General features: G+C 45.5%; 17 protein-coding genes and 2 tRNA genes. 3 read left to right on the top strand and 16 right to left on the bottom strand.

Translation table 11 applies throughout. The features are described from left to right. Positions 1-2: 2 nt before the first annotated feature. From ftsB to AOC28_RS02620, 4 genes are read right to left on the bottom strand one after another with little or no spacing between them, the layout of a single operon-like run. Positions 3-308 carry a cell division protein FtsB gene (gene ftsB / locus AOC28_RS02635; protein ID WP_072582416.1) on the bottom strand — a complete coding sequence of 102 codons (306 nt, stop codon included), beginning with the start codon at positions 306-308 and terminating at the stop codon, positions 3-5. A gap of 20 nt (positions 309-328) precedes the next feature. Further along, a complete protein-coding gene (gene eno / locus AOC28_RS02630; RefSeq protein ID WP_072582415.1) occupies positions 329-1,615 on the bottom strand; it encodes a phosphopyruvate hydratase in 1,287 nt (428 codons plus the stop codon). A 41-nt stretch (positions 1,616-1,656) separates the two neighbouring features. After that, complete coding sequence (kdsA, locus tag AOC28_RS02625) at positions 1,657-2,520, bottom strand: 3-deoxy-8-phosphooctulonate synthase (RefSeq protein WP_072582414.1); 864 nt, start codon at positions 2,518-2,520, stop codon at positions 1,657-1,659. A 9-nt stretch (positions 2,521-2,529) separates the two neighbouring features. After that, entirely contained in the window at positions 2,530-4,191 is a 1,662-nt protein-coding gene (locus AOC28_RS02620; protein WP_072582413.1) for a CTP synthase, read from the bottom strand. Between the two features lie 111 nt (positions 4,192-4,302). Between AOC28_RS02620 and AOC28_RS02615 the strand changes: the two genes are divergently transcribed. Both AOC28_RS02615 and AOC28_RS02610 read left to right on the top strand, forming a co-directional pair. Beyond that, the gene (locus AOC28_RS02615) at positions 4,303-4,491 is read left to right on the top strand and encodes a superinfection immunity protein (RefSeq protein ID WP_072582412.1); all 189 of its coding nucleotides are present in this window, start codon (positions 4,303-4,305) and stop codon (positions 4,489-4,491) included. A 175-nt stretch (positions 4,492-4,666) separates the two neighbouring features. Further along, positions 4,667-7,252, top strand: a complete 2,586-nt coding sequence (locus AOC28_RS02610; protein WP_072582411.1) for a bifunctional aconitate hydratase 2/2-methylisocitrate dehydratase — start codon at positions 4,667-4,669, stop codon at positions 7,250-7,252. A gap of 82 nt (positions 7,253-7,334) precedes the next feature. Here AOC28_RS02610 and AOC28_RS02605 read toward each other — a convergent pair whose 3' ends face one another. The 3 genes from AOC28_RS02605 to AOC28_RS02595 are packed head-to-tail and all read right to left on the bottom strand — an operon-like array spanning position 7,335 to position 12,843. After that, a complete protein-coding gene (locus tag AOC28_RS02605) occupies positions 7,335-8,165 on the bottom strand; it encodes a spermidine synthase (RefSeq protein ID WP_237767715.1) in 831 nt (276 codons plus the stop codon). Then, the gene (gene purL / locus AOC28_RS02600) at positions 8,110-12,147 is read right to left on the bottom strand and encodes a phosphoribosylformylglycinamidine synthase (protein ID WP_072582410.1); all 4,038 of its coding nucleotides are present in this window, start codon (positions 12,145-12,147) and stop codon (positions 8,110-8,112) included. The genes AOC28_RS02605 and purL overlap by 56 nt, the downstream gene beginning before the upstream one ends. A gap of 21 nt (positions 12,148-12,168) precedes the next feature. Beyond that, positions 12,169-12,843, bottom strand: a complete 675-nt coding sequence (locus AOC28_RS02595; protein WP_083564203.1) for an ATP-binding cassette domain-containing protein — start codon at positions 12,841-12,843, stop codon at positions 12,169-12,171. Positions 12,844-12,845: 2 nt separating this feature from the next. Between AOC28_RS02595 and AOC28_RS02590 the strand changes: the two genes are divergently transcribed. Next, a complete protein-coding gene (locus AOC28_RS02590; RefSeq protein ID WP_072582409.1) occupies positions 12,846-13,511 on the top strand; it encodes an arylesterase in 666 nt (221 codons plus the stop codon). A gap of 22 nt (positions 13,512-13,533) precedes the next feature. Here AOC28_RS02590 and AOC28_RS02585 read toward each other — a convergent pair whose 3' ends face one another. The 9 genes from AOC28_RS02585 to ispD form a co-directional block, all read right to left on the bottom strand. After that, entirely contained in the window at positions 13,534-14,997 is a 1,464-nt protein-coding gene (locus AOC28_RS02585; RefSeq protein WP_072582408.1) for a peptidylprolyl isomerase, read from the bottom strand. Positions 14,998-15,105: 108 nt separating this feature from the next. Beyond that, positions 15,106-15,181: transfer RNA gene (locus AOC28_RS02580), tRNA-Val, on the bottom strand. Between the two features lie 106 nt (positions 15,182-15,287). Next, entirely contained in the window at positions 15,288-17,720 is a 2,433-nt protein-coding gene (lon, locus tag AOC28_RS02575; protein WP_072582407.1) for an endopeptidase La, read from the bottom strand. A 189-nt stretch (positions 17,721-17,909) separates the two neighbouring features. Further along, positions 17,910-19,271, bottom strand: a complete 1,362-nt coding sequence (gene clpX, locus AOC28_RS02570) for an ATP-dependent Clp protease ATP-binding subunit ClpX (protein WP_072582406.1) — start codon at positions 19,269-19,271, stop codon at positions 17,910-17,912. A 28-nt stretch (positions 19,272-19,299) separates the two neighbouring features. After that, positions 19,300-19,929 carry an ATP-dependent Clp endopeptidase proteolytic subunit ClpP gene (clpP, locus tag AOC28_RS02565; protein WP_072582405.1) on the bottom strand — a complete coding sequence of 210 codons (630 nt, stop codon included), beginning with the start codon at positions 19,927-19,929 and terminating at the stop codon, positions 19,300-19,302. A gap of 42 nt (positions 19,930-19,971) precedes the next feature. After that, the gene (tig, locus tag AOC28_RS02560; RefSeq protein ID WP_072582404.1) at positions 19,972-21,309 is read right to left on the bottom strand and encodes a trigger factor; all 1,338 of its coding nucleotides are present in this window, start codon (positions 21,307-21,309) and stop codon (positions 19,972-19,974) included. Positions 21,310-21,365: 56 nt separating this feature from the next. Continuing rightward, positions 21,366-21,452: transfer RNA gene (locus tag AOC28_RS02555), tRNA-Leu, on the bottom strand. A 77-nt stretch (positions 21,453-21,529) separates the two neighbouring features. Beyond that, positions 21,530-22,033: a 2-C-methyl-D-erythritol 2,4-cyclodiphosphate synthase gene (ispF, locus tag AOC28_RS02550; RefSeq protein WP_072582403.1), complete on the bottom strand. Its 504-nt coding sequence runs from the start codon at positions 22,031-22,033 to the stop codon at positions 21,530-21,532. Between the two features lie 10 nt (positions 22,034-22,043). Beyond that, positions 22,044-22,796: a 2-C-methyl-D-erythritol 4-phosphate cytidylyltransferase gene (ispD, locus tag AOC28_RS02545; RefSeq protein ID WP_072582557.1), complete on the bottom strand. Its 753-nt coding sequence runs from the start codon at positions 22,794-22,796 to the stop codon at positions 22,044-22,046. Positions 22,797-22,815: the final 19 nt, after the last annotated feature.

The raw sequence follows: 22,815 nt of genomic DNA, 5'->3' as shown, positions 1-22,815 counted from the left end.
AGTTACTGTTTTGTGGTTTGGGAATTTGATGTCTTATCCGCTGGCAAGATTTGCACGAAAAACTCACCTTCCTTAATTAAGCCATGCTCAACACGGGCCCGCTCTTCGATGGCGCGAGTGCCGTCTTTCAGGTCTTTAACATCGCCAGATAGCTTGGCATTGCGAAGAGCCAAGAGACTATTTTTAGCCTCTTGAAGCTCTACTTGTCGCTCCATCTCGTAAACCTTTAGCCATCCACCCTTACCCAGCCAAAGTGGGTACTGGATTGCTATTAGCAATACCAGCATGGAGTAGATGACGATCCGCATAAGCTATTAAGAACTCTAAGTTAGCGTTTGAGGTTATAGAAAACAGATTTACCTGGATAAGTTGCCACATCACCCAGATCTTCTTCAATACGCAACAGCTGGTTATATTTAGCAATGCGATCAGAGCGAGATAAAGAACCGGTTTTAATTTGACCTGCGTTAGTGCCAACAGCAATATCTGCAATGGTGCTGTCTTCGGTCTCGCCAGAGCGATGGGAAATCACAGCAGTGTAGTTTGCGCGCTTAGCCATCTCAATAGCAGCAAACGTTTCTGTCAAAGTGCCAATCTGATTAATCTTAATCAGAATAGAGTTGGCTATACCTTTGTCTATTCCTTCTTGGAGGATGCGGGTGTTTGTAACAAATAAATCATCACCAACCAATTGAATTTTCTTACCAAGCTTTTTGGTAATGTCAGCCCAACCATCCCAGTCACCTTCATGCATGCCATCCTCAATCGAGACGATTGGGAACTGGTCTGTCAAGTTACCAAGGTAATCAGAGAACTCACTTGAGCTTAATTGTAGGCCTTCGCCTGACAAGTGATATTTGCCATCTTTGTAGAACTCACTAGCAGCGCAATCTAGGGCCAATAGAACATCTTCGCCTGCCGTATAGCCTGCACCCTCAATTGCTTTCATGATGGTCTGCAAGCATTCGTGATTACTCTTGAAGTTTGGCGCAAAACCACCCTCATCACCAACAGTAGTCGGCATACCTTGAGCACCTAAGATCTTTTTGAGCTCATGGAAAATCTCTGCACCGCAGCGAAGTGCGTCACGGAAGTTTTCGGCGCCAACTGGCATCACCATGAATTCTTGAATATCCAAACTGTTATTGGCATGAGCACCGCCATTCACGATATTCATCATAGGTACTGGCAACTGCATACCGCCAGAGCCGCCAAAATAACGATATAAGGGTAGACCTGCTTCTTCAGCTGCTGCCCTAGCAACAGCCATAGAAACCGCAAGCGTTGCATTTGCACCTAAGCGTGCTTTGTTATGGGTACCATCTAATTCAATCAGGGTGCGATCAAGAAAAGCTTGTTCACTAGCATCAAGCCCAAGAATGGATTCTGCAATCTCAATATTGATGTTTTGAACAGCCTTGAGAACGCCTTTACCCAAGTAACGTGACTTGTCTCCATCGCGCAACTCAATTGCCTCACGAGATCCTGTGGAAGCTCCAGAAGGTACGGCCGCACGACCCATAACGCCTGACTCAAGCAAAACATCGCACTCAACCGTTGGGTTGCCGCGTGAATCCAGAACTTCTCTACCGATGATGTCAACAATGGCGCTCATGCACCTTCTCCTTAAAACAATATGAAATGGGTTGTAATAATTTACTTAAAGCTGTCTTCTAAAAAAATTCCGGATGATTTAACAGCGCTGTCGATAGCTACCAAAGATTCGAGCAGGTCTTTCATGCGATCCAAAGGAACAGCGTTCGGTCCATCGGATAATGCTTTTGCTGGATCAGGATGGGTTTCCATAAATAGGCCGCTAATGCCGACTGCTACAGCAGCACGCGCCAAAACGGGTACGAATTCACGTTGACCGCCGCTAGAGTTGCCTTGACCTCCAGGCAATTGAACTGAATGAGTAGCATCAAATACTACTGGCGCGTTAGATTCCCGCAGAATTGCCAAGCTACGCATATCTGAAACCAGGTTGTTGTAGCCAAAGGAGGCGCCACGTTCGCAAACCATAAATTGATCTGGAAGATTTTTTTCAGCAGCAGCTACTCGAGCCTTCTCAATAACATTCAGCATCTCGTGCGGCGAAAGAAACTGACCCTTCTTAAAATTAACCGGCTTGCCACTTTGAGCGCAGGCGCGAATGAAGTCGGTTTGTCTGCATAAAAAAGCTGGGGTCTGCAATACATCTACAACGCTAGCTACGGTAGCAATTTCGCTGATGTCATGAACATCTGTAAGCACCGGAACGTTAACTTGCTTTTTAACCTTAGCCAAAATCTCTAAGCCCTTATCCATACCCAAACCACGGAAAGACGTTCCTGATGAACGATTGGCCTTATCAAACGATGACTTGTAGATAAAGGGGATCTTTAGAGCAGAAGTAATTTCTTTCAATTGACCCGCAATATCAATAGCTGATTGCTCGGACTCAATGACACAGGGGCCAGCAATTAAAAAGAAGCGATGATCTAGACCAACGTCAAAGCCACACAACTTAAATGCGCTCATATTCTTCCTTTATGCAGCCTGCTTTTCAGCGGCTGTTTGGTGCTCAAGTGCAGCGCTAATAAAGGCTGAGAACAAAGGGTGTCCATCCCGTGGTGTTGAAGTAAATTCAGGGTGAAACTGCACACCGAAGAACCAAGGATGCATAGATGTTGGTAATTCCATCATCTCTGGCAACTCTTCATTAGGGGTTCTAGCTGAAATAATCAAACCAGATTTCTCCAGCTGAGGTACGTAGGTATTGTTTACTTCATAACGATGACGATGACGCTCATTTACCTCAGGACCGTAAATGCGATGGGCTAAGGTTCCAGCTTTAACTGGACAGCGTTGCGACCCAAGACGCATAGTGCCGCCCAAATCAGAGTCGTTAGTGCGTTTCTCTACTCGCCCTTCTCTGTCCAACCATTCGGTTATCAGGGCAACAACAGGCTGTTCAGACTGAGGATCAAATTCGGTGCTATTTGCTTTCGTGAGGTTCGCTACATGTCTTGCAAATTCTATTACGGCCAATTGCATACCCAAGCAAATACCTAAATAAGGAACGTTATTTTCACGTGCATAACGAATGGCAGCAATTTTTCCTTCAGTGCCACGCTTACCAAAGCCACCGGGAACCAGGATAGCGTCGAGATTTTGTAGACATCCAATGCCATCTTTTTCAATGACTTCGGAATCAATGTAATTAATATTGACGCGAGTATGCGTATGAATGCCGGCGTGACGCAAAGCCTCAATCAGTGATTTGTATGACTCCGTTAGCTCCACATACTTGCCAACCATACCAATGGTCACTTCGTGTTGTGGGTTTGCCATTTCATAAACTAGATTAGCCCAAACAGAAAGATCTGCTGGCTTGGCTTTGAGATCTAGTTGACGGCAAATTAAATCATCCATGCCTTGGGCTTGGAGCATTTCAGGAATCTTATAAATTGTGTCTACATCCCAAACTGAAATCACCGCTTCTTCACGAACATTTGAGAACAAAGATATCTTTGCACGCTCATCTTCAGGAATTGGTCGGTCAGCACGACAGAGCAATACTGTCGGCATGATGCCAATTTCACGAAGCTTCTGAACAGAGTGTTGCGTTGGTTTAGTTTTTAACTCACCGGCGCTATGGATATAAGGGACGAGAGTCAAATGAACAAAAGCGCAATCATGCAAAGGTAGTCGCAAGCTCATCTGTCTTGCAGCCTCTAAGAACGGTAGTGATTCGATATCACCAACGGTACCGCCGATTTCGCAAATAGCAACATCTGCTTTGCCATCATGACTAGCTTTAGCGCCGCGCTCTACAAAAGCTTGGATTTCATTTGTAATGTGCGGAATAACTTGGACTGTTTTTCCAAGATATTCACCGCGACGCTCTTTGCTGATAACTGACTCATAAATCTGGCCAGTGGTGAAGTTATTACTTTTGCGCATCTTTGCAGAAACAAAGCGCTCATAGTGACCCAAGTCTAAATCGGTCTCAGCACCATCTTCGGTTACAAAAACCTCTCCGTGCTGCAGTGGGCTCATAGTGCCCGGGTCAACGTTAATATAAGGGTCTAATTTTAGGAGGGTGACTTTCAGGCCGCGGGATTCAAGAATCGCGGCAAGCGAGGCAGCTGCGATTCCTTTCCCTAAAGAAGAAACCACACCACCAGTGACAAAAACGTATTTGGTCATCGCTTAAGCTCTGTTGGAAAAAGTAATTATAACGATAGCCATCAGGGGCGGGAGAATTTCAAAATCGTTAATATAGGATCTTATCTACCCAAATCTAATGATTTATTACCTATGCGCCTTTTATTTGCGACATTAATCACTATTCTTTCCCTCTTCTATTTCCTCCCTTTTGCTATTGCATTTCACAAAAAAAGGGCAAATACAGGGGCTATTTTTGCCTTAAACCTGTTTTTAGGATGGTCTCTGATTGGCTGGGTAGTTGCACTGGTTTGGGCCCTCAAAGAGGAGCAAGTTGTGTAATTGACCCATTTTTCAAGTCATGGGTCCAAATAAAGCCCTGATTTTGGCTAATTTGCCTATTTTTTAGGGTTTAAACTCTTATATAAGACTTGATTTAGCAACTATAATTTGTCAAAACGGGAGAGAATTCCCTTTTGGCCTTTCTATTGATCACCTTTACCTCATGGGAAACATAATGTTAGAAGCCTATAACGCCCTCGCCGCTGAACGCGCAGCCCTCGGTATTCCAGCCCTGCCCTTAACCAAGGATCAAACCTCTGAACTGGTGAAGTTGCTGAAAAGCCCACCTGCCGGTAAGGAAACTGAGCTAGTTGAATTAATCACCAACCGCGTTCCTGCTGGTGTTGACGATGCAGCTAAAGTTAAAGCTGAGTTCTTAGATGCTGTTGCCAAAGGTACAGAAAAATCCCCATTAATTTCCCGCGTACGTGCTACTGAACTTTTGGGCACGATGCTAGGTGGTTACAACATCAAACCTTTAGTAGAGCTTTTATCTGACTCTGAGTGTGGTGTTGCTGCTGCCGAAGCGCTCAAGAAAACACTCTTGATGTTTGATTATTTCAACGACGTTCAAGAACTTGCTGAAAAAGGCAATGCGAATGCTAAAGCAGTAATGCAAAGCTGGGCCGATGCAGACTGGTTTACTAGCCGCCCTGCAGTTCCAGAAAGCATGAAGTTAACTGTTTTCAAGGTAACGGGTGAAACTAATACCGATGACCTTTCTCCTGCGCCTGACGCATGGAGCCGCCCTGATATTCCGCTGCATGCAACCATCATGCTCAAGAACCCCCGTCCTGGTATTGAGCCAGATGAGAGTGGTGTTCGTGGTCCGATGAAGCAAATCGCTGCTCTCCAGAAAAAAGGCAATCAAATTGCCTACGTTGGTGACGTAGTTGGTACAGGCTCATCACGTAAATCTGCAACAAACTCTGTTCTCTGGTGGACAGGTCAAGATATTCCGTTCGTACCCAACAAGCGTTTTGGTGGTGTGTGCTTAGGTACCAATATTGCCCCGATCTTCTTCAACACAATGGAGGATTCCGGAGCATTGCCAATTGAATTAGATGTTTCTCAAATGAATATGGGTGATGAGATTGAACTGCGCCCATACGAAGGAAAAGTATTTAAAAACGGTAAGGAAATTACCACTTTTACATTGAAGTCGCCCGTCATTCTGGATGAAGTACGCGCTGGCGGACGTATCCCTTTAATAGTTGGTCGTGGCTTAACCGCAAAAGCTCGCGCTGCCCTGGGCTTACCTGCTTCTACTGAATTCCGTTTACCGGTTAATCCGGTCGACAACAAGAAGGGCTTTAGCTTGGCTCAGAAGATGGTTGGCCGCGCTTGTGGCTTGCCAGAAGGACAAGGTGTACGTCCTGGTACTTACTGCGAGCCGCATATGACTACTGTTGGCTCACAAGACACAACAGGCCCAATGACGCGCGATGAATTGAAAGACTTGGCTTGCCTTGGTTTCTCTTCCGATCTCGTAATGCAGTCGTTCTGTCATACCTCGGCTTATCCAAAGCCTGTAGACATCCGCACTCAACATGAATTGCCACCATTCATGACCAATCGTGGTGGTGTTGCCTTGCGACCAGGTGATGGCGTGATCCATAGTTGGTTGAACCGCTTACTCCTCCCGGATACCTGTGGAACTGGTGGCGATAGCCATACTCGTTTCCCAATCGGCATTTCTTTCCCTGCTGGTTCAGGTTTAGTTGCCTTTGCCGCAGCAACAGGTGTAATGCCATTGGATATGCCTGAGTCTGTATTGGTCCGCTTTAAAGGCAAGATGCAACCTGGCATCACCTTACGTGACCTAGTAAATGCCATCCCTTTATATGCAATCAAAAAAGGTTTGTTGACCGTTGAGAAACAAGGCAAGAAGAATATTTTCTCTGGCCGTATTCTTGAAATTGAAGGCCTACCTGACCTAAAAGTTGAGCAAGCCTTTGAATTGTCTGATGCTTCTGCTGAACGTTCTGCTGGTGGTTGTACAGTTCACTTGAACAAAGAGCCAATCATCGAATACATGACATCAAATATCACCTTGATGAAGTGGATGATTGCTAATGGTTATGAAGATAAACGTACTCTCGGTCGCCGTATCAAAGCCATGGAAGCTTGGATTGCTAATCCACAACTCCTCAAAGCTGATGCGGATGCTGACTATGCAGAGATCATCGAAATCAATATCGATGAAATCAAAGAGCCTATCCTTGCATGCCCTAACGATCCGGATGATGTAAAAGTATTGTCTGAAGTAGCTGGCGATAAGATTGATGAGGTATTTATTGGCTCATGCATGACCAATATTGGCCACTTCCGCGCAGCTGGTCAGGTGCTACAAGGCAAGAAGGATATGCCAACCCGTTTATGGGTAGCACCTCCAACCAAGATGGATGCCATGGTCTTGATGGAAGAAGGCTACTACGGCATGTTAGGCGCAGCTGGTGCCCGTATGGAAAGCCCGGGCTGCTCACTTTGTATGGGCAACCAAGCACAGATCCGCAAGGGCTCAACAGCTGTATCGACCTCTACTCGTAACTTCCCTAACCGCCTTGGTATCGACACTCGCGTGTATTTGGCTTCTGCTGAATTGGCTTCTGTTGCCGCCCTCTTGGGTCGCCTACCTACTCCTGCTGAGTATTTGGAGCAAGTGAAGGCACTTGATGCTAAAGCTGGTGATGTTTATAAATATATGAGTTTTGATAAGCTCAAGTCATTTAGCGATGTTGCAGATACTGTGACTGTGTAATACGCAATACGCTCAACCTAGCAATAGGTTGAACAGCAAAAAAGGCGATCAAACGATCGCCTTTTTCTTTTGCTTCGAAGTATTAGATCGAGAGCTTATTTTCTTGTCGGACATTCTCCCGACTAATGCCTGAGACCCATTTATTGGTAGGAAGCCCGGTTTTTTCAAGAATCAATTTTGCCCGTTTCGAGACATCTTTCCACTCCGCTTCGAGTTTGGGCCCTTTAAATGCTATCGCCACAACATTGCAATCATGGGATTCAGGAAATAAGAGCACTCTGTTATCAAAAGCTTCACAGATATTCTTAAGGTTTAGATCAAAGCTTTTGTGTCGTGAGAATAAATTCACCGTCATGACACCAGGCCCTCTAAGAATATCGTAGCAACCTTTATAGAAATCCAAAGAGCTTGCTGCAGGGCCATCGCAAATCGCATCATACAAATCAACCTGAACAGCATCAAAGTAGTCTTGATACTTTTTATTCTTGACGAATAGTTTTGCATCAGCTTGTAGAGTTTCTAAGCGGCGATCATCGTCAGGTGTAAAAAACATTGATCTTGCAGAAATGATTACAGCGGGATTGAACTCTACTACGGTAGTTTTCACAGCTGGGCAATATCGATGTTGAAATTTAGTTAATGCACCAGTGCCTAAACCTAGCTGGGCTATCCGCATGCCAGGCTTAGTCTCTAAAAACAAAAGCCAGGCCATCATTTGCTGGTTGTACTCTAAATAAATCTCATCAGGATCACGAATATGCATCGCACCCTGAATGGAGTCGGTGCCAAAGTGGAGATAACGAACGCCGCCACTTTCAGAAAAAGTGACCGGCTCCATTAATCCGTCAGCAGACAACTTAATTCGCCCAACGACGGGCATTGCGGAATAAGCGTAGCCAAGGGCTAGCCCCATCAGGGGTATCCAACCATTCAGGCGGACACCAGCTCATCTGTACAGCCCTAAATACACGTTCTGGATGTGGCATCATGACCATAAAGCGGCCATCAGGTGTCGTCACACCAGTCAACCCATTAGGAGAGCCGTTTGGATTCATGGGATAGGTTTCTGTTGGGTTACCTTGATGATCCACAAAGCGGAATGAGGCCAAGCCTTGCTTTTGAATCTGCTCTAAGCTGCCCTGTTGACTGAAATTGGCAAATCCTTCACCGTGAGCGATGGCAATGGGTATCTGACTGCCTTCCATGCCTTGGGTGAATATTGAAGGTGAAGCCATTACTTCAGCCATCACTAAGCGCGCTTCATATTGCTCTGATTGATTGCGTGTAAATTTAGGCCATGCTTCTGCACCCGGAATAATTCCTGAGAGATTGCTCATCATTTGGCAGCCGTTACAAACACCTAACGCAAAGCTGTCTTGACGCTCAAAGAACTTAGAAAACTGATCACGAAGCTGTTGATTAAACAGAATTGTTTTTGCCCAGCCTTCTCCAGCTCCCAATACATCTCCGTAACTAAAGCCACCACAAGCAATAAGCCCTCTAAAGTCTTCTAATTTAGCCTTGCCACTGAGTAAATCTGACATATGGACGTCATAGCTCTCAAATCCAGCCCAATTAACGGAATAAGCCATTTCCACATGAGAATTAACACCCTGCTCTCGCAAAATGGCCACTTTGGGGCGGGTATTCTTAGCGATAAAGGGCGCTGCAATATCTTCAGAAGGATTGAATGTGAGTTTAGGATTCATACCTACATCAGCCCCATTGTCCAAGAGCGAGAATTCACTATCAGCACAGGCAGGATTGTCACGTAAACGCGCTATTTGATAGCTAGTGTTAGTCCAGATCTTTTGCAGCACTTCACGCGGCTCAGCAAAAATATTTTTAGCATCACGCCAAATTTCAATACGGCCGTTGGTATTGGGTTTGCCGATCACATGGCTATGAGCACTTAAGCCCAACCTTCTCAATACAGCAAACACCGCATCACGATCTTCTTTGCGAACTTGAATTACTGCGCCTAACTCTTCATTAAATAACGCACGCATGGTTTGCTCATGGCGACGACCAGATACCTGTTGCGCCCAATTCTTGGCGTCACCATAATCAGGCTCTTGCCCAGCATCCCTAGCGATCATATCTACGTTAAGCGAGATGCCGCAGTGGGAAGCAAAAGCCATTTCAGCAACAGAGGCAAATAATCCACCATCAGAACGGTCGTGATAAGCCAAAAGCTTATTCTCTTTACGCAATTCAATAATGGCGGCAGCCAAAGACTTCAAATCTTCTGGGTGATCAATATCAGGCGCTGATTTTCCGGACTGATCAAGCACTTGAGCCAAGATACTTCCCGCCATGCGATTCTTGCCACGCCCTAAATCGATCAAGATCAGCTCAGTCTCTTGTGGAGATCCGTCTTTTCTCTTTAACTGAAGCAGAGGTGTCAATGTTTTACGGGCATCTAGTACAGATGCAAAAGCAGAGATGATTAAAGATACGGGTGCGACTACTTTCTTGGCTTCATCACCATCTTGCCATGCGGTAGACATAGATAAAGAATCCTTGCCAACTGGAATCGATATTCCAAGCGCAGGACACAGTTCCATGCCAATTGCTTTAACGGAGTCATAGAGCTTGGCATCCTCACCAGGAGAACCGCATGCCGCCATCCAGTTTGCAGAAAGTTTTACGCTTTCGAGGCTGGCAATATCTGCAGCCAAGAGGTTGGTAATCGCCTCACCCACTGCCATGCGCGCAGCCGCTGCTGCGTCTATAACCGCTAATGGAGTTCTTTCACCCATAGACATTGCTTCACCACGATAACCCTTGTAATCCATCAGAGTAACGGCGCAATCAGCTACAGGAACTTGCCATGGACCAACAAACTGGTCTCTAGCATTTAGACCGCCAACAGTTCGGTCACCAATCGTAATTAAGAATGATTTGCTAGCTACGGTAGGTTGTTGCAAGACCCAGGCTATTGATTGCGCAAGATCAGCATCAGTTACATCCAATTCTTTGAACTCTTGGGCAACTCTTGCAACGTTGCGATGCATCTTTGGAGGCTTACCAAGCAAAACTTCCATTGGCATATCAATTGGCAGCGCAGCATCATCAGATGAGGACTGCTTTGAGTCGCTTAATTTCAACTGACGTTCTGCGGTTGCTTCGCCAACTACCGCAAAAGGACAACGCTCACGTTCGCAAAATGATTTAAACAGGTCCAAATCTTTTGCATCAATAGCCAAAACATAACGTTCCTGAGATTCATTGCACCAAATCTCTGCAGGACTCATGCCACTTTCTTCGAGTGGAACGCTCCGAAGTTTAAATGAAGCCCCCAAACCAGCTCCATCTGCAAGCTCCGGGAATGCATTGGATATACCGCCCGCACCCACATCATGTATTGATACGATTGGATTGTGATCACCAAGAGCGCGGCAGGCATTAATCACCTCTTGTGCTCGACGCTCCATTTCTGGATTGCCTCGCTGCACAGAATCAAAATCAAGATCGGCAGTATTTGTCCCTGTTGCAACGGAACTACCAGTAGCACCACCCATACCGATTCGCATACCCGGACCACCTAATTGAATCAATAAGTGCCCTGCTTGAATTGCTTTTTTTGCAGTGTGGATTGAATCAATGCTTCCAATACCGCCGGCAATCATGATGGGCTTGTGATAACCACGACGTGTGCCATCTAATGTTTGCTCAAAGACTCTAAAGTAACCACCTAAAATTGGGCGACCAAATTCATTATTGAATGCAGCGCCGCCTAGCGGCCCTTCAATCATGATTTGTAAAGGTGTAGCAATGCGCTCAGGCTTGCCATATTTCAGATTCTCCCAAGGAAGATCTGTGCCAGGAATATTTAAATTAGATACTGAGAAACCGGTAAGGCCAGCTTTAGGACGTCCGCCTATACCAGTGGCACCCTCATCACGAATCTCACCGCCCGCACCTGTAGATGCGCCAGGAAAAGGAGCGATCGCAGTCGGGTGATTATGAGTCTCCACCTTCATAAGGGTATGGACCAAGCGCGTATCTTTTTCATAGCGTTGATCTTTGCCTTGGGGAACCCAGGTTTCCGCTTCGCAGCCAACCATGACTGCAGAGTTATCGGAATACGCAACAATCGTTCCCTCTGGTTTCAATTGGTGAGTATTGCGGATCATGGCAAATAAAGATCGCTCTTGATCATCCCCATCAATTGTCCAACTGGAATTAAAAATCTTATGGCGACAGTGTTCACTGTTTGCTTGTGCGAACATTATTAGCTCAACGTCTGATGGGTTGCGCTTGAGTCTAGTAAAGTTTTCAACTAGGTATGTCACCTCGTCATCGGACAAAGCAAGACCTAATTCTTGATTTGCTTTATCGAGAGCAGCCCGACCTTCAGTCATTACCGGTATACGTGTTAACGGCTTGTCTTCCAGTGATTGGTATAAAGCATTAGCGGCGTCAGTTGAATCAATCACTGCTTCAGTCATTCTGTCGTGGACCGCAGCAAGCACCAATTGCTTTTGCTCTGGTGTCAGCGCTTTCTTGCTCTTCCATGAAAATTGAGCGCCACGCTCAATGCGCAATACATCTAATCCACATTGACGAGCGATATCTGTGGCCTTACTGGCCCATGGAGAAAGTGTTCCAAACCTCGGAATAACAATGGCACCTTGATTCTCGTTCTTGCTACTTCCGAACCAGGATTTTCCTGGATGTATTTTTGAATGAAATGGCTCGCCATAGGTCAATAAACTGGCCATGACTTCTTGATCTTCGGCGTTTAGCTCAGCCTCTGACCATATGAAATGAAGGTATTGAGCTTCAATGGACTCAAGATCAACCCCTTGAGCGGCCAAAGCAGCCAAAAGTCGCTGCTGGCGAAAGGGGGAAAGCGCATCAGCGCCGGGCAAAAAGTGGAAAAAAGACATCCCTAGATTATAAGGTTTTGCCTACAGCAATCGACCACCTTGAAGGTGCAATTGCCGCTGGCACCGATCAGCTAGGGCTTGGTCATGGGTGACTAAAATCAGGGTGGAATGATTGGCTCGATTTAGCTCAAAAAGCAGCTCAATAACCCGATTTCCGCTAACCTCATCCAAACTTCCCGTGGGCTCGTCGGCAAATAAAATCTCTGGCTTCATGATGAAGGCCCTAGCTAGCGCTACCCGTTGCTGCTCTCCGCCTGACAAGGTCCTTGGGAAATGGTTGGCTCGTTCGCTTAAACCCACCTGTTCTAGGCAGGCTAATGCATTTTCCTTAGCCATCCCCATCCCATTTAGATCGGCCGGCAGCATGACGTTTTCAAGGGCTGTTAAATGAGGTAGCAATTGGAAGGATTGAAATACAAAGCCTACCTTTTGCCCTCGTAATTTCGCCCGCCCATCTTCGTCAAGCTGATTGAGATTTTGGGCGACCAATTCAACATGACCACTAGAGGGAGTATCTAAGCCAGCTAGAAGACCAAGTAAAGTACTTTTCCCAGAACCCGACGCGCCAGTAATGGCAACACTTTCGCCATCAAAGACATCAAAGCTAATGTCGTGCAAAATAGTTAATGATCCATCGCTAGATAAAACTTCTTTACCTAGATGTATTGCGCTAAGGACCTTGACTGGAATACTCATAAATGAATCAATATATTTGGTTGAAGTTCTTGAGTAAAAAATTGCAAGCCATATTGATGGCAAGCTCCCTATTTTGCCTGTTTATTCCCTTTGGCACAAAGGCTCAGACCAATCCCGTTATTTTGGTTATGGGAGATAGTCTCTCGGCAGAGTATGGATTGACGCGCGGCACTGGGTGGGTAAAACTCCTGGAGGACCAACTTCATAAAGAGGCTAGTCCTTGGACTGTTTTTAACGCCAGCATTAGCGGGGAAACCAGTTCTGGAGGCCTATCTAGATTACCAAAACTACTGGAACAAAGGAAACCGGGAATTGTCCTTTTAGAACTTGGAGCAAATGATGCATTACGCGGCCTATCAATCCAAGAGTCAAATAGAAATCTTCGCAAAATGATTCAATTAAGCAAAAGCTCAGGAGCAAAAGTTCTACTGTTTGGAATGCAGATTCCACCCAATTATGGACAAGACTACACCAAGCAATTTCAGGAGCTATATCCCAAGCTGGCTCGCCAGGAACAAGTTGAACTTGTGCCGTTTTTTCTAAAGAACGTTGCCTCTGACATCAATTTATTTCAAGCGGATCGCATGCATCCGAACGAAAAGGCGCAAGCCATTGTCTTTAAAAACGTATGGGGCGCTATGGCCCCATATCAAGCACTACTTAAGTAAATAAGTAATTCAGCGATACAGCTTAACTGCCCGAACCAGATGATGGCGGCTTCAGTGGGTTGATTATCTTGACCCCAGCAACATCGCGCCAATAAGACATAAAGCCAGCAAATTCAGACTGGGCTGCCAACGCTTGAATTTGTTGCGCTTGTGCCTTATGAACCTTGGTATCAATACCTCCAGGTTGCCTTGTCTGATCAACGCGATACAAAATAGTACCAACCCCTGGATTTTGAACAGAAACCAGCGCAGGGAATTTATCAGGATTGACTGACATCACCTCATCTAAAGCTCCACCTACTAAATTTGCAGGCTTATTCCGAGAAACCCAAATAGGACTAGCAAAGCCGGTGCCACTCTTCGGGTCTTTTTCTAATGCCGTAAAGCGATCTGCTGCAGCGCTGACGGCAAGTTTTTCAGCCATGCGTTGACTTACTTGACGCTTCACTTCAGCGGCAACATCTTTGTAAGGCAAAGTTTGAGCAGGATGGAAAACAACTACTCTTGCCGAAACAAAAACGCCTGGAGAGGTTTGTACAGCTTCAATATTGCGTTTGTTCTTAACAGCGTCATCACCAAACAAGGATTGAACTACCTTAGGATTGGCCAGCGGATGATCTTTTGCAACGCCGGATGCACCGGAGCGCGTTACGCCCTTCTGTGTTTGAATATTGAGCTTTAATTTATCTGCAGCCGGCTTAAGACTATCCGACTGGTCATAAGTCATATTGGCAAATTGATCTGCTTTATCGCTAAATACTTTCGCATCTTCTTTTGGATCGGCTTTGAGAACGATGTACTCGACATCCACATACTCCGGACTCTCAAATAGCTTCGTATTGGCGGTATAGAAGGCCTGGAGGTCTTCTTGGGAAGGATTTACCTTGTTTAAATAATCTTTTGCATCAAAGGATAGAGCCTGAACTTGACGCTCAGTCTCATAAAGGGTTGAAACAATTTCAGATAATTTTGGACTGGCGATTTCCGTACGGGCTACAGAGTTCACCAATTGGCTGATTTTTAAATCAAAAGCCTGGCTCGCATAAAACTGCTCTTCATTTAAGCCATTGCTAGCCAAGAGCTGTTTGAAGCGCGCATCATCAAAACTTCCATCTTGCTTATATAGCGCGCGAATTTGCGGAATATTTTGCAAGCTCTTAACAAGGGCTTCTTTCCCAACTTGTAAACGCAAATTGCTGACTGCAAAACCAAGGATGCGTTGTTGCAGTAACTCATTCAAAATTGCTTGTCTAAATTGAAGGCTTTGAGCAATCTGCGCATTTCCACCGACGCGCTCTGCTTGACGTTTCGCAGCAGAATCCACCTCTTGAGCGGTAATAGGTTTGCCATTAATTTTGACTAGGTCGGTTTCTTTGTCTAGGAAACTGGAATAACTAGAGATTCCAAAGAAGGCAAAAGATGGAACGATCAAAAGCATTAATACAAACTGCAAAATTCGCTGGTGCTTACGGACGGTATCAAACATGTAAAAGTTCGCTAGTAAAAAAGATGAATACCACGAGTGTACTAGGCGCTGGGCTGATGGGTATTGAAATGCCTGAGTAGGCTAAGAAAAAGAAAAGAGGTAATAGTTTGGTGGGCGCTGAGAGGCTCGAACTCCCGACATTCTGCGTGTAAGGCAGACGCTCTACCAACTGAGCTAAGCGCCCCAAATTATTACAGCTGAGATTGTAACCTAAGCGTGGGTTTTGGGTGGATTTTCCGCTAAACCGACCTCTAACCACGAGGAGAATTTAACGAAAAATCGCCCTATTTTCAGTGCTTAAGAACGTCTGAGGCCGCACCCTTTTCATTTGCTTTACTTGCTTCTGAAGCCTTTTTAGCCAACTCTTCGGGCGTAGGATCTGGCAGAGCTTCAGGCATACGCTCTAAAGCCAGCTCCAACACTTTATCGATCCAGCGAACCGGAATAATCTCGATTGCATTTTTGACGTTGTCGGGAATATCAATCAGGTCCTTGACGTTCTCTTCGGGAATTAAGGCCAATTTAATGCCGCCTCGATGAGCTGCCAAAAGTTTCTCTTTTAATCCGCCAATAGGTAATACTTCACCACGAAGCGTAATTTCACCTGTCATCGCAACATCTGAACGAATCGGAATCCCAGTAAAGACTGATACCAAGGCTGTCGTAATCGCAATACCGGCAGATGGGCCATCCTTTGGTGTTGCGCCATCAGGGAAGTGAATATGAATATCCTTCTTCTCAAAAGCCTCATCCGTAATACCAAGACGTTTAGATCTAGAGCGAACTACTGTTCTAGCGGCCTCAACAGATTCTTTCATCACATCACCAATAGAACCGGTGCGGGTAATAACGCCCTTGCCTGGCATCACAGCAGCTTCGATGGTGAGTAAATCGCCACCCACTTCAGTCCAAGCCAAACCGGTCACCTGACCAACTTGATTTTCTTTACCAGCTAAACCAAAGTCATACATACGTACCGATAAGAACTTCTCCAAGTTGTCAGCATTCACAACGACTGGAGCCGCTTCTTTTTTCAAGAGCAATAGTTTTACAACCTTACGACAAATCTTACTAATTTCACGCTCTAAAGAACGTACGCCAGCCTCACGCGTGTAATAACGAATCATGTTACGAACCGCGCTATCTTCAATCTTGAGCTCGTCCTTCTTTAGGCCATTATTTTTGATTTGTTTAGGAATCAAATAATTCACAGCAATGCTGGTTTTCTCATCCTCGGTATAACCAGCTAGGCGAATAATCTCAAGACGGTCTAACAATGGGCCAGGAATATTCAAGGAGTTCGAGGTAGCCACGAACATCACATCTGATAGATCAAAATCAACTTCTACATAGTGATCTTGGAAGGTGTGATTTTGTTCTGGATCTAAAACCTCCAACAAAGCACTGGCTGGATCTCCGCGGAAATCCATACCCATCTTGTCTACTTCATCAAGAAGGAATAAAGGATTACGAACGCCCACCTTGGTGAGGCTACTCAGAATCTTGCCAGGCATCGATCCAATGTAGGTACGACGGTGACCACGAATCTCAGATTCATCACGCACACCACCTAAGGCCATGCGGACAAATTTTCGATTGGTCGCACGCGCGATAGATTGACCTAAAGAAGTTTTACCAACCCCAGGAGGACCGACTAAACAAAGAATCGGAGCCTTGACACGATCAACGCGCTGTTGAACTGCGAGGTACTCCAAAATACGCTCTTTGACCTTATCTAAACCATAGTGATCTTCGTCCAATACTTTCTCAGCATTAGTAAGGTCGTTATTGATCTTGGTTTTTTTCTTCCAAGGCAGATTTACCAGCGTATCAATAAAGTTGCGGATGACCGTTGCCTCTGCAGACATGGGCGACATCAACTTGAGCTTCTTAAGTTCTGATTCCGCCTTTTTCAATGCTTCTTTAGGCATGCGTGCAGCCTTGATGCGCTTCTCGAGCTCTTCGAGATCGGCACCCTCCTCACCCTCGCCCAACTCTTTCTGAATCGCTTTCACTTGCTCATTGAGGTAATACTCGCGTTGACTCTTTTCCATCTGACGCTTTACGCGTCCACGAATACGCTTCTCAACCTGTAGTATGTCGATCTCACTCTCGAGATCAGCCAGCAAGCTTTCCAAACGTTGTACAACGTCCATCATCTCAAGCAAACGTTGTTTTTGCTCCAGCTTCACCGGTAGATGCGCACAGATAGTGTCAGCCAAGCGGCTTGGGTCATCTATACCACCCAGAGAAGAGAGAATCTCTTGAGGTACTTTTTTATTGAGTTTTACGTATTGATCGAACTGCGCCATGATTGCGCGGCGCAAGGCTTCGGTTTCATGCGCATCAATTGAATTGATAGCGGTTGGCGTTGCTTCGCAATTAAAGTAACCAAGACTATCTTCAATTTGACTAACTTCTGCGCGCTGTACACCTTCAACAAGCACCTTCACAGTGCCATCAGGCAACTTGAGCATTTGTAAAATATTGGCAATACAGCCGACCTCATAGAGGTCCTCAATAACGGGCTCGTCCTTAGCGGCCGTTTTTTGGGCTACCAAAAGGACATTTTTGCCAGTTTCCATGGCAGCCTCGAGGGCTTTAATCGATTTTGGGCGACCCACAAACAACGGGATCACCATATGAGGAAATACAACTACGTCCCGCAATGGGAGCAAAGGTAGTTGAATTGGTTCAGAGGGTAACAATAAGTGGCCAGGCATGGGGCAAATCCTCCAAAGTAATCAAACCTCAAAAGTCTTGTTTAGTAGCAATTGAATCAACAACCACTAAATAGAGACATTATTCATGAGTAGCATACTACCTATATGGGTAGGCTTTAGAGAAAAACAAGGGGTAAATAGACAAAAAAGGGGCAAAAATGCCCAAAAAATAGCGAAAACCCTAGGAATTTAAGCTTTTTTGCTTAAATCTGCTAGTTCGGCATCCTGTTTATAGACCAAAAGCGGTTTTCCGCCCTCAGCAATGCTACTTTCGTCGATAACCACTTTCTGGACATTCTTCAGGGATGGCAGGTCATACATGACATCCATCAAAGAACCTTCAAGAATGGATCTCAGGCCACGAGCGCCAGTTTTGCGGGCGATTGCCTTCTTGGCAATAGCTGATAGTGCCTCGCGACGTACTTCGAGCTCAGAGCCCTCCATAGTCAAAAGTGCCTGATATTGCTTAACTAAGGCATTTTTAGGTTCGGTCAGAATCTGAATTAAAGCCTCTTCATCCAATTGAGCCAAAGTCGCAACAACGGGCAAGCGTCCAATTAACTCTGGAATCAAGCCAAACTTAATCAGATCTTCTGGCTCAACTTCAATCAAGAGGTCACTGACACCGCGGTCATCTTTACCAGGAACAGTCGCATTGAATCCAATACCTGTTTTAGCGGTACGCTGCTGAATGACTTTTTCAAGGCCATCAAATGCACCGCCACAAATAAACAAAATATTCGTTGTATCTACTTGCAAGAAATCTTGATTAGGATGCTTACGCCCACCTTGCGGCGGCACAGAAGCCATCGTGCCCTCAACCAGCTTTAACAGAGCTTGCTGAACACCTTCTCCCGATACATCGCGGGTAATAGACGGGTTATCTGACTTGCGTGAAATCTTATCGATCTCATCAATATAGACAATGCCGCGCTGCGCTTTTTCTACGTTGTAGTCGCAAGCTTGTAATAATTTTTGGATGATGTTTTCAACGTCTTCGCCAACATAACCTGCCTCAGTTAAGGTGGTTGCATCAGCCATCACAAATGGCACATCTAACATGCGCGCCAAAGTCTGGGCTAATAATGTTTTACCTGAGCCAGTAGGCCCAATCAACAAAATATTACTCTTTGCAAGCTCTACACCATCAACCATTGCTTTAGCAGGGAGCTTAGACTCTTTCTTTTCTGCGCCCTCTACTGGCTTGCCATCCTTATCTAGTTTCTCTTTTTTAGGCTTAGGCAAATACTGTAGGCGCTTGTAGTGGTTGTATACGGCAACTGCCAATGTTTTCTTGGCATGATCTTGACCAATAACGTATTGGTCTAAGTTTTCACGAATCTGATGTGGTGTTGGTAGAGAGTCATCACCATCTTCTTTAGGTAGCTTGGCAATTTCTTCTTGAATAATGTCTGTGCAAAGATCAATGCACTCATCGCAAATAAAAACAGATGGCCCGGCAATAAGTTTTTTAACTTCATGCTGGCTCTTGCCGCAAAAAGAGCAATACAGAACTTTGTCTGCTGAATTCGTAGTGTTGGTATCGCTCAAAATGGACTCTGTATATTTCTATGAAAGATTAAGGACGCTTCTCGATAACCTTATCGATCAAACCATAATCACGGGCTTGCTCAGCAGACATAAAGTTGTCGCGATCAGTATCCTTGGCAATCGTTTCGATTGATTGGCCGGTGCGGTCTGCCAAAATTTTGTTCAAGCGCTCACGCAAATACAAAATCTCACGAGCTTGAATCTCAATGTCAGATGCTTGACCGCGTGCACCACCTAATGGCTGATGAATCATGACGCGTGAATTTGGCAAAGCATAGCGCTTACCTTTTTCACCAGCACACAATAAGAATGCGCCCATACTTGCTGCCATGCCCATACACAATGTACTGACATGCGGTTTGATGAATTGCATTGTGTCGTAGATAGCCAATCCTGCAGACACTGAACCACCTGGAGAGTTGATATACAGAGAAATTTCTTTATCTGGATTTTCACTCTCAAGGAACAGCAATTGCGCGATTACCAAATTAGCAGTTTGGTCGTTTACTTCGCCAACCAAAAAGACTACACGCTCACGCAATAATCTAGAGTAGATATCGTAAGCACGTTCACCTCTACCAGAGGTTTCAATTACCATTGGAACCAAGCCCAAGCCTTTTGGTTCTAGATTTTCAGACTGAGAATGGTTGTAGATCATTTCGAAACCTCTTGTGGGTAAATGGATGACTTAGTAGTTAACTTAGTTTAGCTTGCTGAGTTCTTCGAAGGTAACTGCTTTATCAATTACCTTGGCTTGGGATGTGAAATACTTAATCACGTTATCTTCAAGCACGAGGTTTTCAATATCCTTCAAGCGACTCGGATTGCTGTAGAACCAACGCACCACTTCTTTTGGATCTTCGTATGTAGCAGCTTGCTCGTCAATTTCGGCTTTAATTTGGTCTGCGGTAGCAGCCAAGTTTTGCTTTTTAACCAACTCGCTCAGGATCAAGCCAAGACGAACACGCTTGGTAGCTTGCTCAGCGAAAATTTCAGCGGGGATTGGGGCATCTTTAGCATTCGGAACACCGCGCTGCATTAAATCTTGACGAGCGCCTTCAACTAAGCGCTCTTGCTCGGAGGCAACTAAAGACTTAGGAACATCGAGTTCGCACAAGCTATTGAGCTTGTCCATTACTTCATTCTTGAGTAAAGAAGTAATGCGACGCTTCACTTCGCGATCTAAATTTTCTTTTACTTCAGAACGCATTTTCGCAACGCCGCCTTCAGTAACACCTAAAGACAATGCAAATGCATCATCAACAGCTGGTAGATGCGGCCAATTGACTGACTTCACAGTAATAGTGAACTCTGCTGTTTTGCCTGCAACGTCTTTGCCATGGTAATCAGCAGGGAAACTTAATGGGAAAGATTTGCTCTCGCCTGCTTTAAGGCTCAATGTTGCAGCTTCGAACTCAGGCAGCATGCGCCCTTCGCCCAGTACGTATTCAAAGTTTTCTGCTTTACCACCAGCAAACTCAACGCCATCAATCTTGCCAACAAAATCAATCACCACTTGGTCACCGCTTTGTGCAGCAACATTAGAGCCGCCGTCGCCATGGGCACCAGCTTCACCGCGTGGGTGGTAATGAACCTGCTGCTTACGCAGCACATCTAAGGCGCGGTCAATTTCTGCCTCGCCAATATCGGTTGTGTGTTTGGTAACTTCTGCCTTGCTAAAGTCGCCAATTTTTACTTCTGGCAACACTTCAAAGAAAGCATCAAAAACAATCTTGTCAGCATCAATTTCATTCTTTGGCTCAAGGCGTGGTTGACCAGCTAAAGCAATACCTTCTTTTTGAGCTTGGTCATAAAAGAGTTCAGCAGCTTTATCAAATTGGAGCTCGAAATCCACTTGCATGCCATGTTGTTTTTCAACGAGGTTCTTTGGTACCTTGCCTGGGCGGAAGCCAGCCATTTTCATGGTCTTACCAACTTTAGCCAAACGGGCTTCACGCGCTTTTGCCAAATCGGCACGAGCGAATTCCAAAGTCATTTTGCGGTCTAGTGAACCTAAATTTTCTATCTGCACAGCCATTCTCGTCTCTTAATTTAAATCTGGAAATGTGAAGTCCAAGCCAAGTAGCAATCTTGTGGTGCGAGGAGGGGGACTCGAACCCCCACACCATTTCTGGCGTCAGGACCTAAACCTGGTGCGTCTACCAATTTCGCCATCCTCGCGATATCCGCAAACTGCCAAGCCTAGACTTCACTCTAAAGACCGTAATTCTACAATGCCTAGGGTTTTAGAGGATCTTTTAGGCCTTGTAGAGCAAAGCAACGGCATGGACGGCAATGCCCTCGCCTCTGCCTAAATGGCCCAGGGATTCATTTGTCTTAGCCTTAAGATTGACGTGACTGGGGGTCACAGCCAAATCTGAAGCAATATTGCGGACCATTTCTGGCAAAAAATCCGCCAATTTCGGCTTTTGGCAAATAATAGTGGCATCAACGTTTCCAATCTGAAATCCCGCTGCCTGGATCTTTTGCAAGGCCGCTCTAAGCAAGATTCGACTGTCCATATCCTTAAATTGAGGATCTGTATCCGGAAATAACTGCCCAATATCATTTAAACCTGCAGCGCCCAATAATGCATCTGTTAAGGCGTGCAATAATGCATCTGCATCCGAGTGACCCAATAAACCCTTTTCAAAGGGCACATGAACTCCACCCAGAATCAATTTTCGGTCCGCTACCAATGCATGTACGTCGTAACCTTGGCCAATACGAAATTGCGGAATATGGGGATTGCTTTGAGTCATATTGGGTTTCTCATTGTTTGGCGCGGGAACTTAACAGCAATTGCATTAACTCCCAATCGGCAGGATGCGTAACCTTAAAGTTACGAGCGGCACCTTCAATCAATAAAGGTTTTGCCCCAGTTAACTCGATTGCGCTAGCCTCATCAGTAACGTCAGCCTCAAGGCGGATAGCATCTTGAACGGCATCATGCAATTGTTTTAATCCAAACATCTGTGGCGTTTGCGCTTGCCAGAGATACTCGCGCGGAATAGTTCTCTCTGAGTGCGGGATGTTTCCAGCAATCACTGAATCTAGATCAGCCTGTTTTAAGGTATCAGCCAAGGGAACAGCTAGGATGCCACCACTATTAGATGCCTGTACTGAGTGAATGAGTTTCCCAATTAATGCCGGGGTGATACCTGGTCTAGCTGCATCATGAACCAGTATCCAGTCATCCTCAGGAATGCCTGCCTTTAGCATTGCAGCTAGAGTATTTCGGACTGTTTCTTGTCGAGTTGGTCCACCGGTTGCTACAACATGTATATCGGCCCCAGCGTTAGCGATAGTTCCTAAGATGGGGTTCTCGATAAAGCCAGGGCTGACACCAATCCAAATAGACTGGATCAGCGGAGATCCTTTAAAGGCTTCTAGAGCATAAGAGACCATGGGCTTGCCGGCTAGCTGCTGAAACTGCTTAGGTAACTCACCACCTAGGCGCGAGCCAGTACCTGCTGTTGGCAAAAGGGCATGGCATTTCTTAATGGAATGATTTCCAGGGTGCATACCTGATTCTATAATGAGC

Origin of the sequence: Polynucleobacter sp. MWH-Adler-W8 (assembly GCF_001889925.1) — a bacterium.
In the GTDB taxonomy this organism is placed as follows: domain Bacteria; phylum Pseudomonadota; class Gammaproteobacteria; order Burkholderiales; family Burkholderiaceae; genus Polynucleobacter.
Note: the sequence above shows the minus strand (reverse complement) of the source record. Positions and strands in the feature narration are given on the sequence as shown.

Coding starts and splice junctions, on each gene's coding strand:
- ftsB (WP_072582416.1), bottom strand. CDS start 308: ATGCGGATCGTCATCTACTCCATGCTGGTATTGCTAATAGCAATCCAG.
- eno (WP_072582415.1), bottom strand. CDS start 1,615: ATGAGCGCCATTGTTGACATCATCGGTAGAGAAGTTCTGGATTCACGC.
- kdsA (WP_072582414.1), bottom strand. CDS start 2,520: ATGAGCGCATTTAAGTTGTGTGGCTTTGACGTTGGTCTAGATCATCGC.
- AOC28_RS02620 (WP_072582413.1), bottom strand. CDS start 4,191: ATGACCAAATACGTTTTTGTCACTGGTGGTGTGGTTTCTTCTTTAGGG.
- AOC28_RS02615 (WP_072582412.1), top strand. CDS start 4,303: ATGCGCCTTTTATTTGCGACATTAATCACTATTCTTTCCCTCTTCTAT.
- AOC28_RS02610 (WP_072582411.1), top strand. CDS start 4,667: ATGTTAGAAGCCTATAACGCCCTCGCCGCTGAACGCGCAGCCCTCGGT.
- AOC28_RS02605 (WP_237767715.1), bottom strand. CDS start 8,165: ATGGGGCTAGCCCTTGGCTACGCTTATTCCGCAATGCCCGTCGTTGGG.
- purL (WP_072582410.1), bottom strand. CDS start 12,147: ATGTCTTTTTTCCACTTTTTGCCCGGCGCTGATGCGCTTTCCCCCTTT.
- AOC28_RS02595 (WP_083564203.1), bottom strand. CDS start 12,843: ATGAGTATTCCAGTCAAGGTCCTTAGCGCAATACATCTAGGTAAAGAA.
- AOC28_RS02590 (WP_072582409.1), top strand. CDS start 12,846: ATGAATCAATATATTTGGTTGAAGTTCTTGAGTAAAAAATTGCAAGCC.
- AOC28_RS02585 (WP_072582408.1), bottom strand. CDS start 14,997: ATGTTTGATACCGTCCGTAAGCACCAGCGAATTTTGCAGTTTGTATTA.
- lon (WP_072582407.1), bottom strand. CDS start 17,720: ATGCCTGGCCACTTATTGTTACCCTCTGAACCAATTCAACTACCTTTG.
- clpP (WP_072582405.1), bottom strand. CDS start 19,929: ATGATCTACAACCATTCTCAGTCTGAAAATCTAGAACCAAAAGGCTTG.
- tig (WP_072582404.1), bottom strand. CDS start 21,309: ATGGCTGTGCAGATAGAAAATTTAGGTTCACTAGACCGCAAAATGACT.
- ispF (WP_072582403.1), bottom strand. CDS start 22,033: ATGACTCAAAGCAATCCCCATATTCCGCAATTTCGTATTGGCCAAGGT.
- ispD (WP_072582557.1), bottom strand. CDS start 22,796: ATGCACCCTGGAAATCATTCCATTAAGAAATGCCATGCCCTTTTGCCA.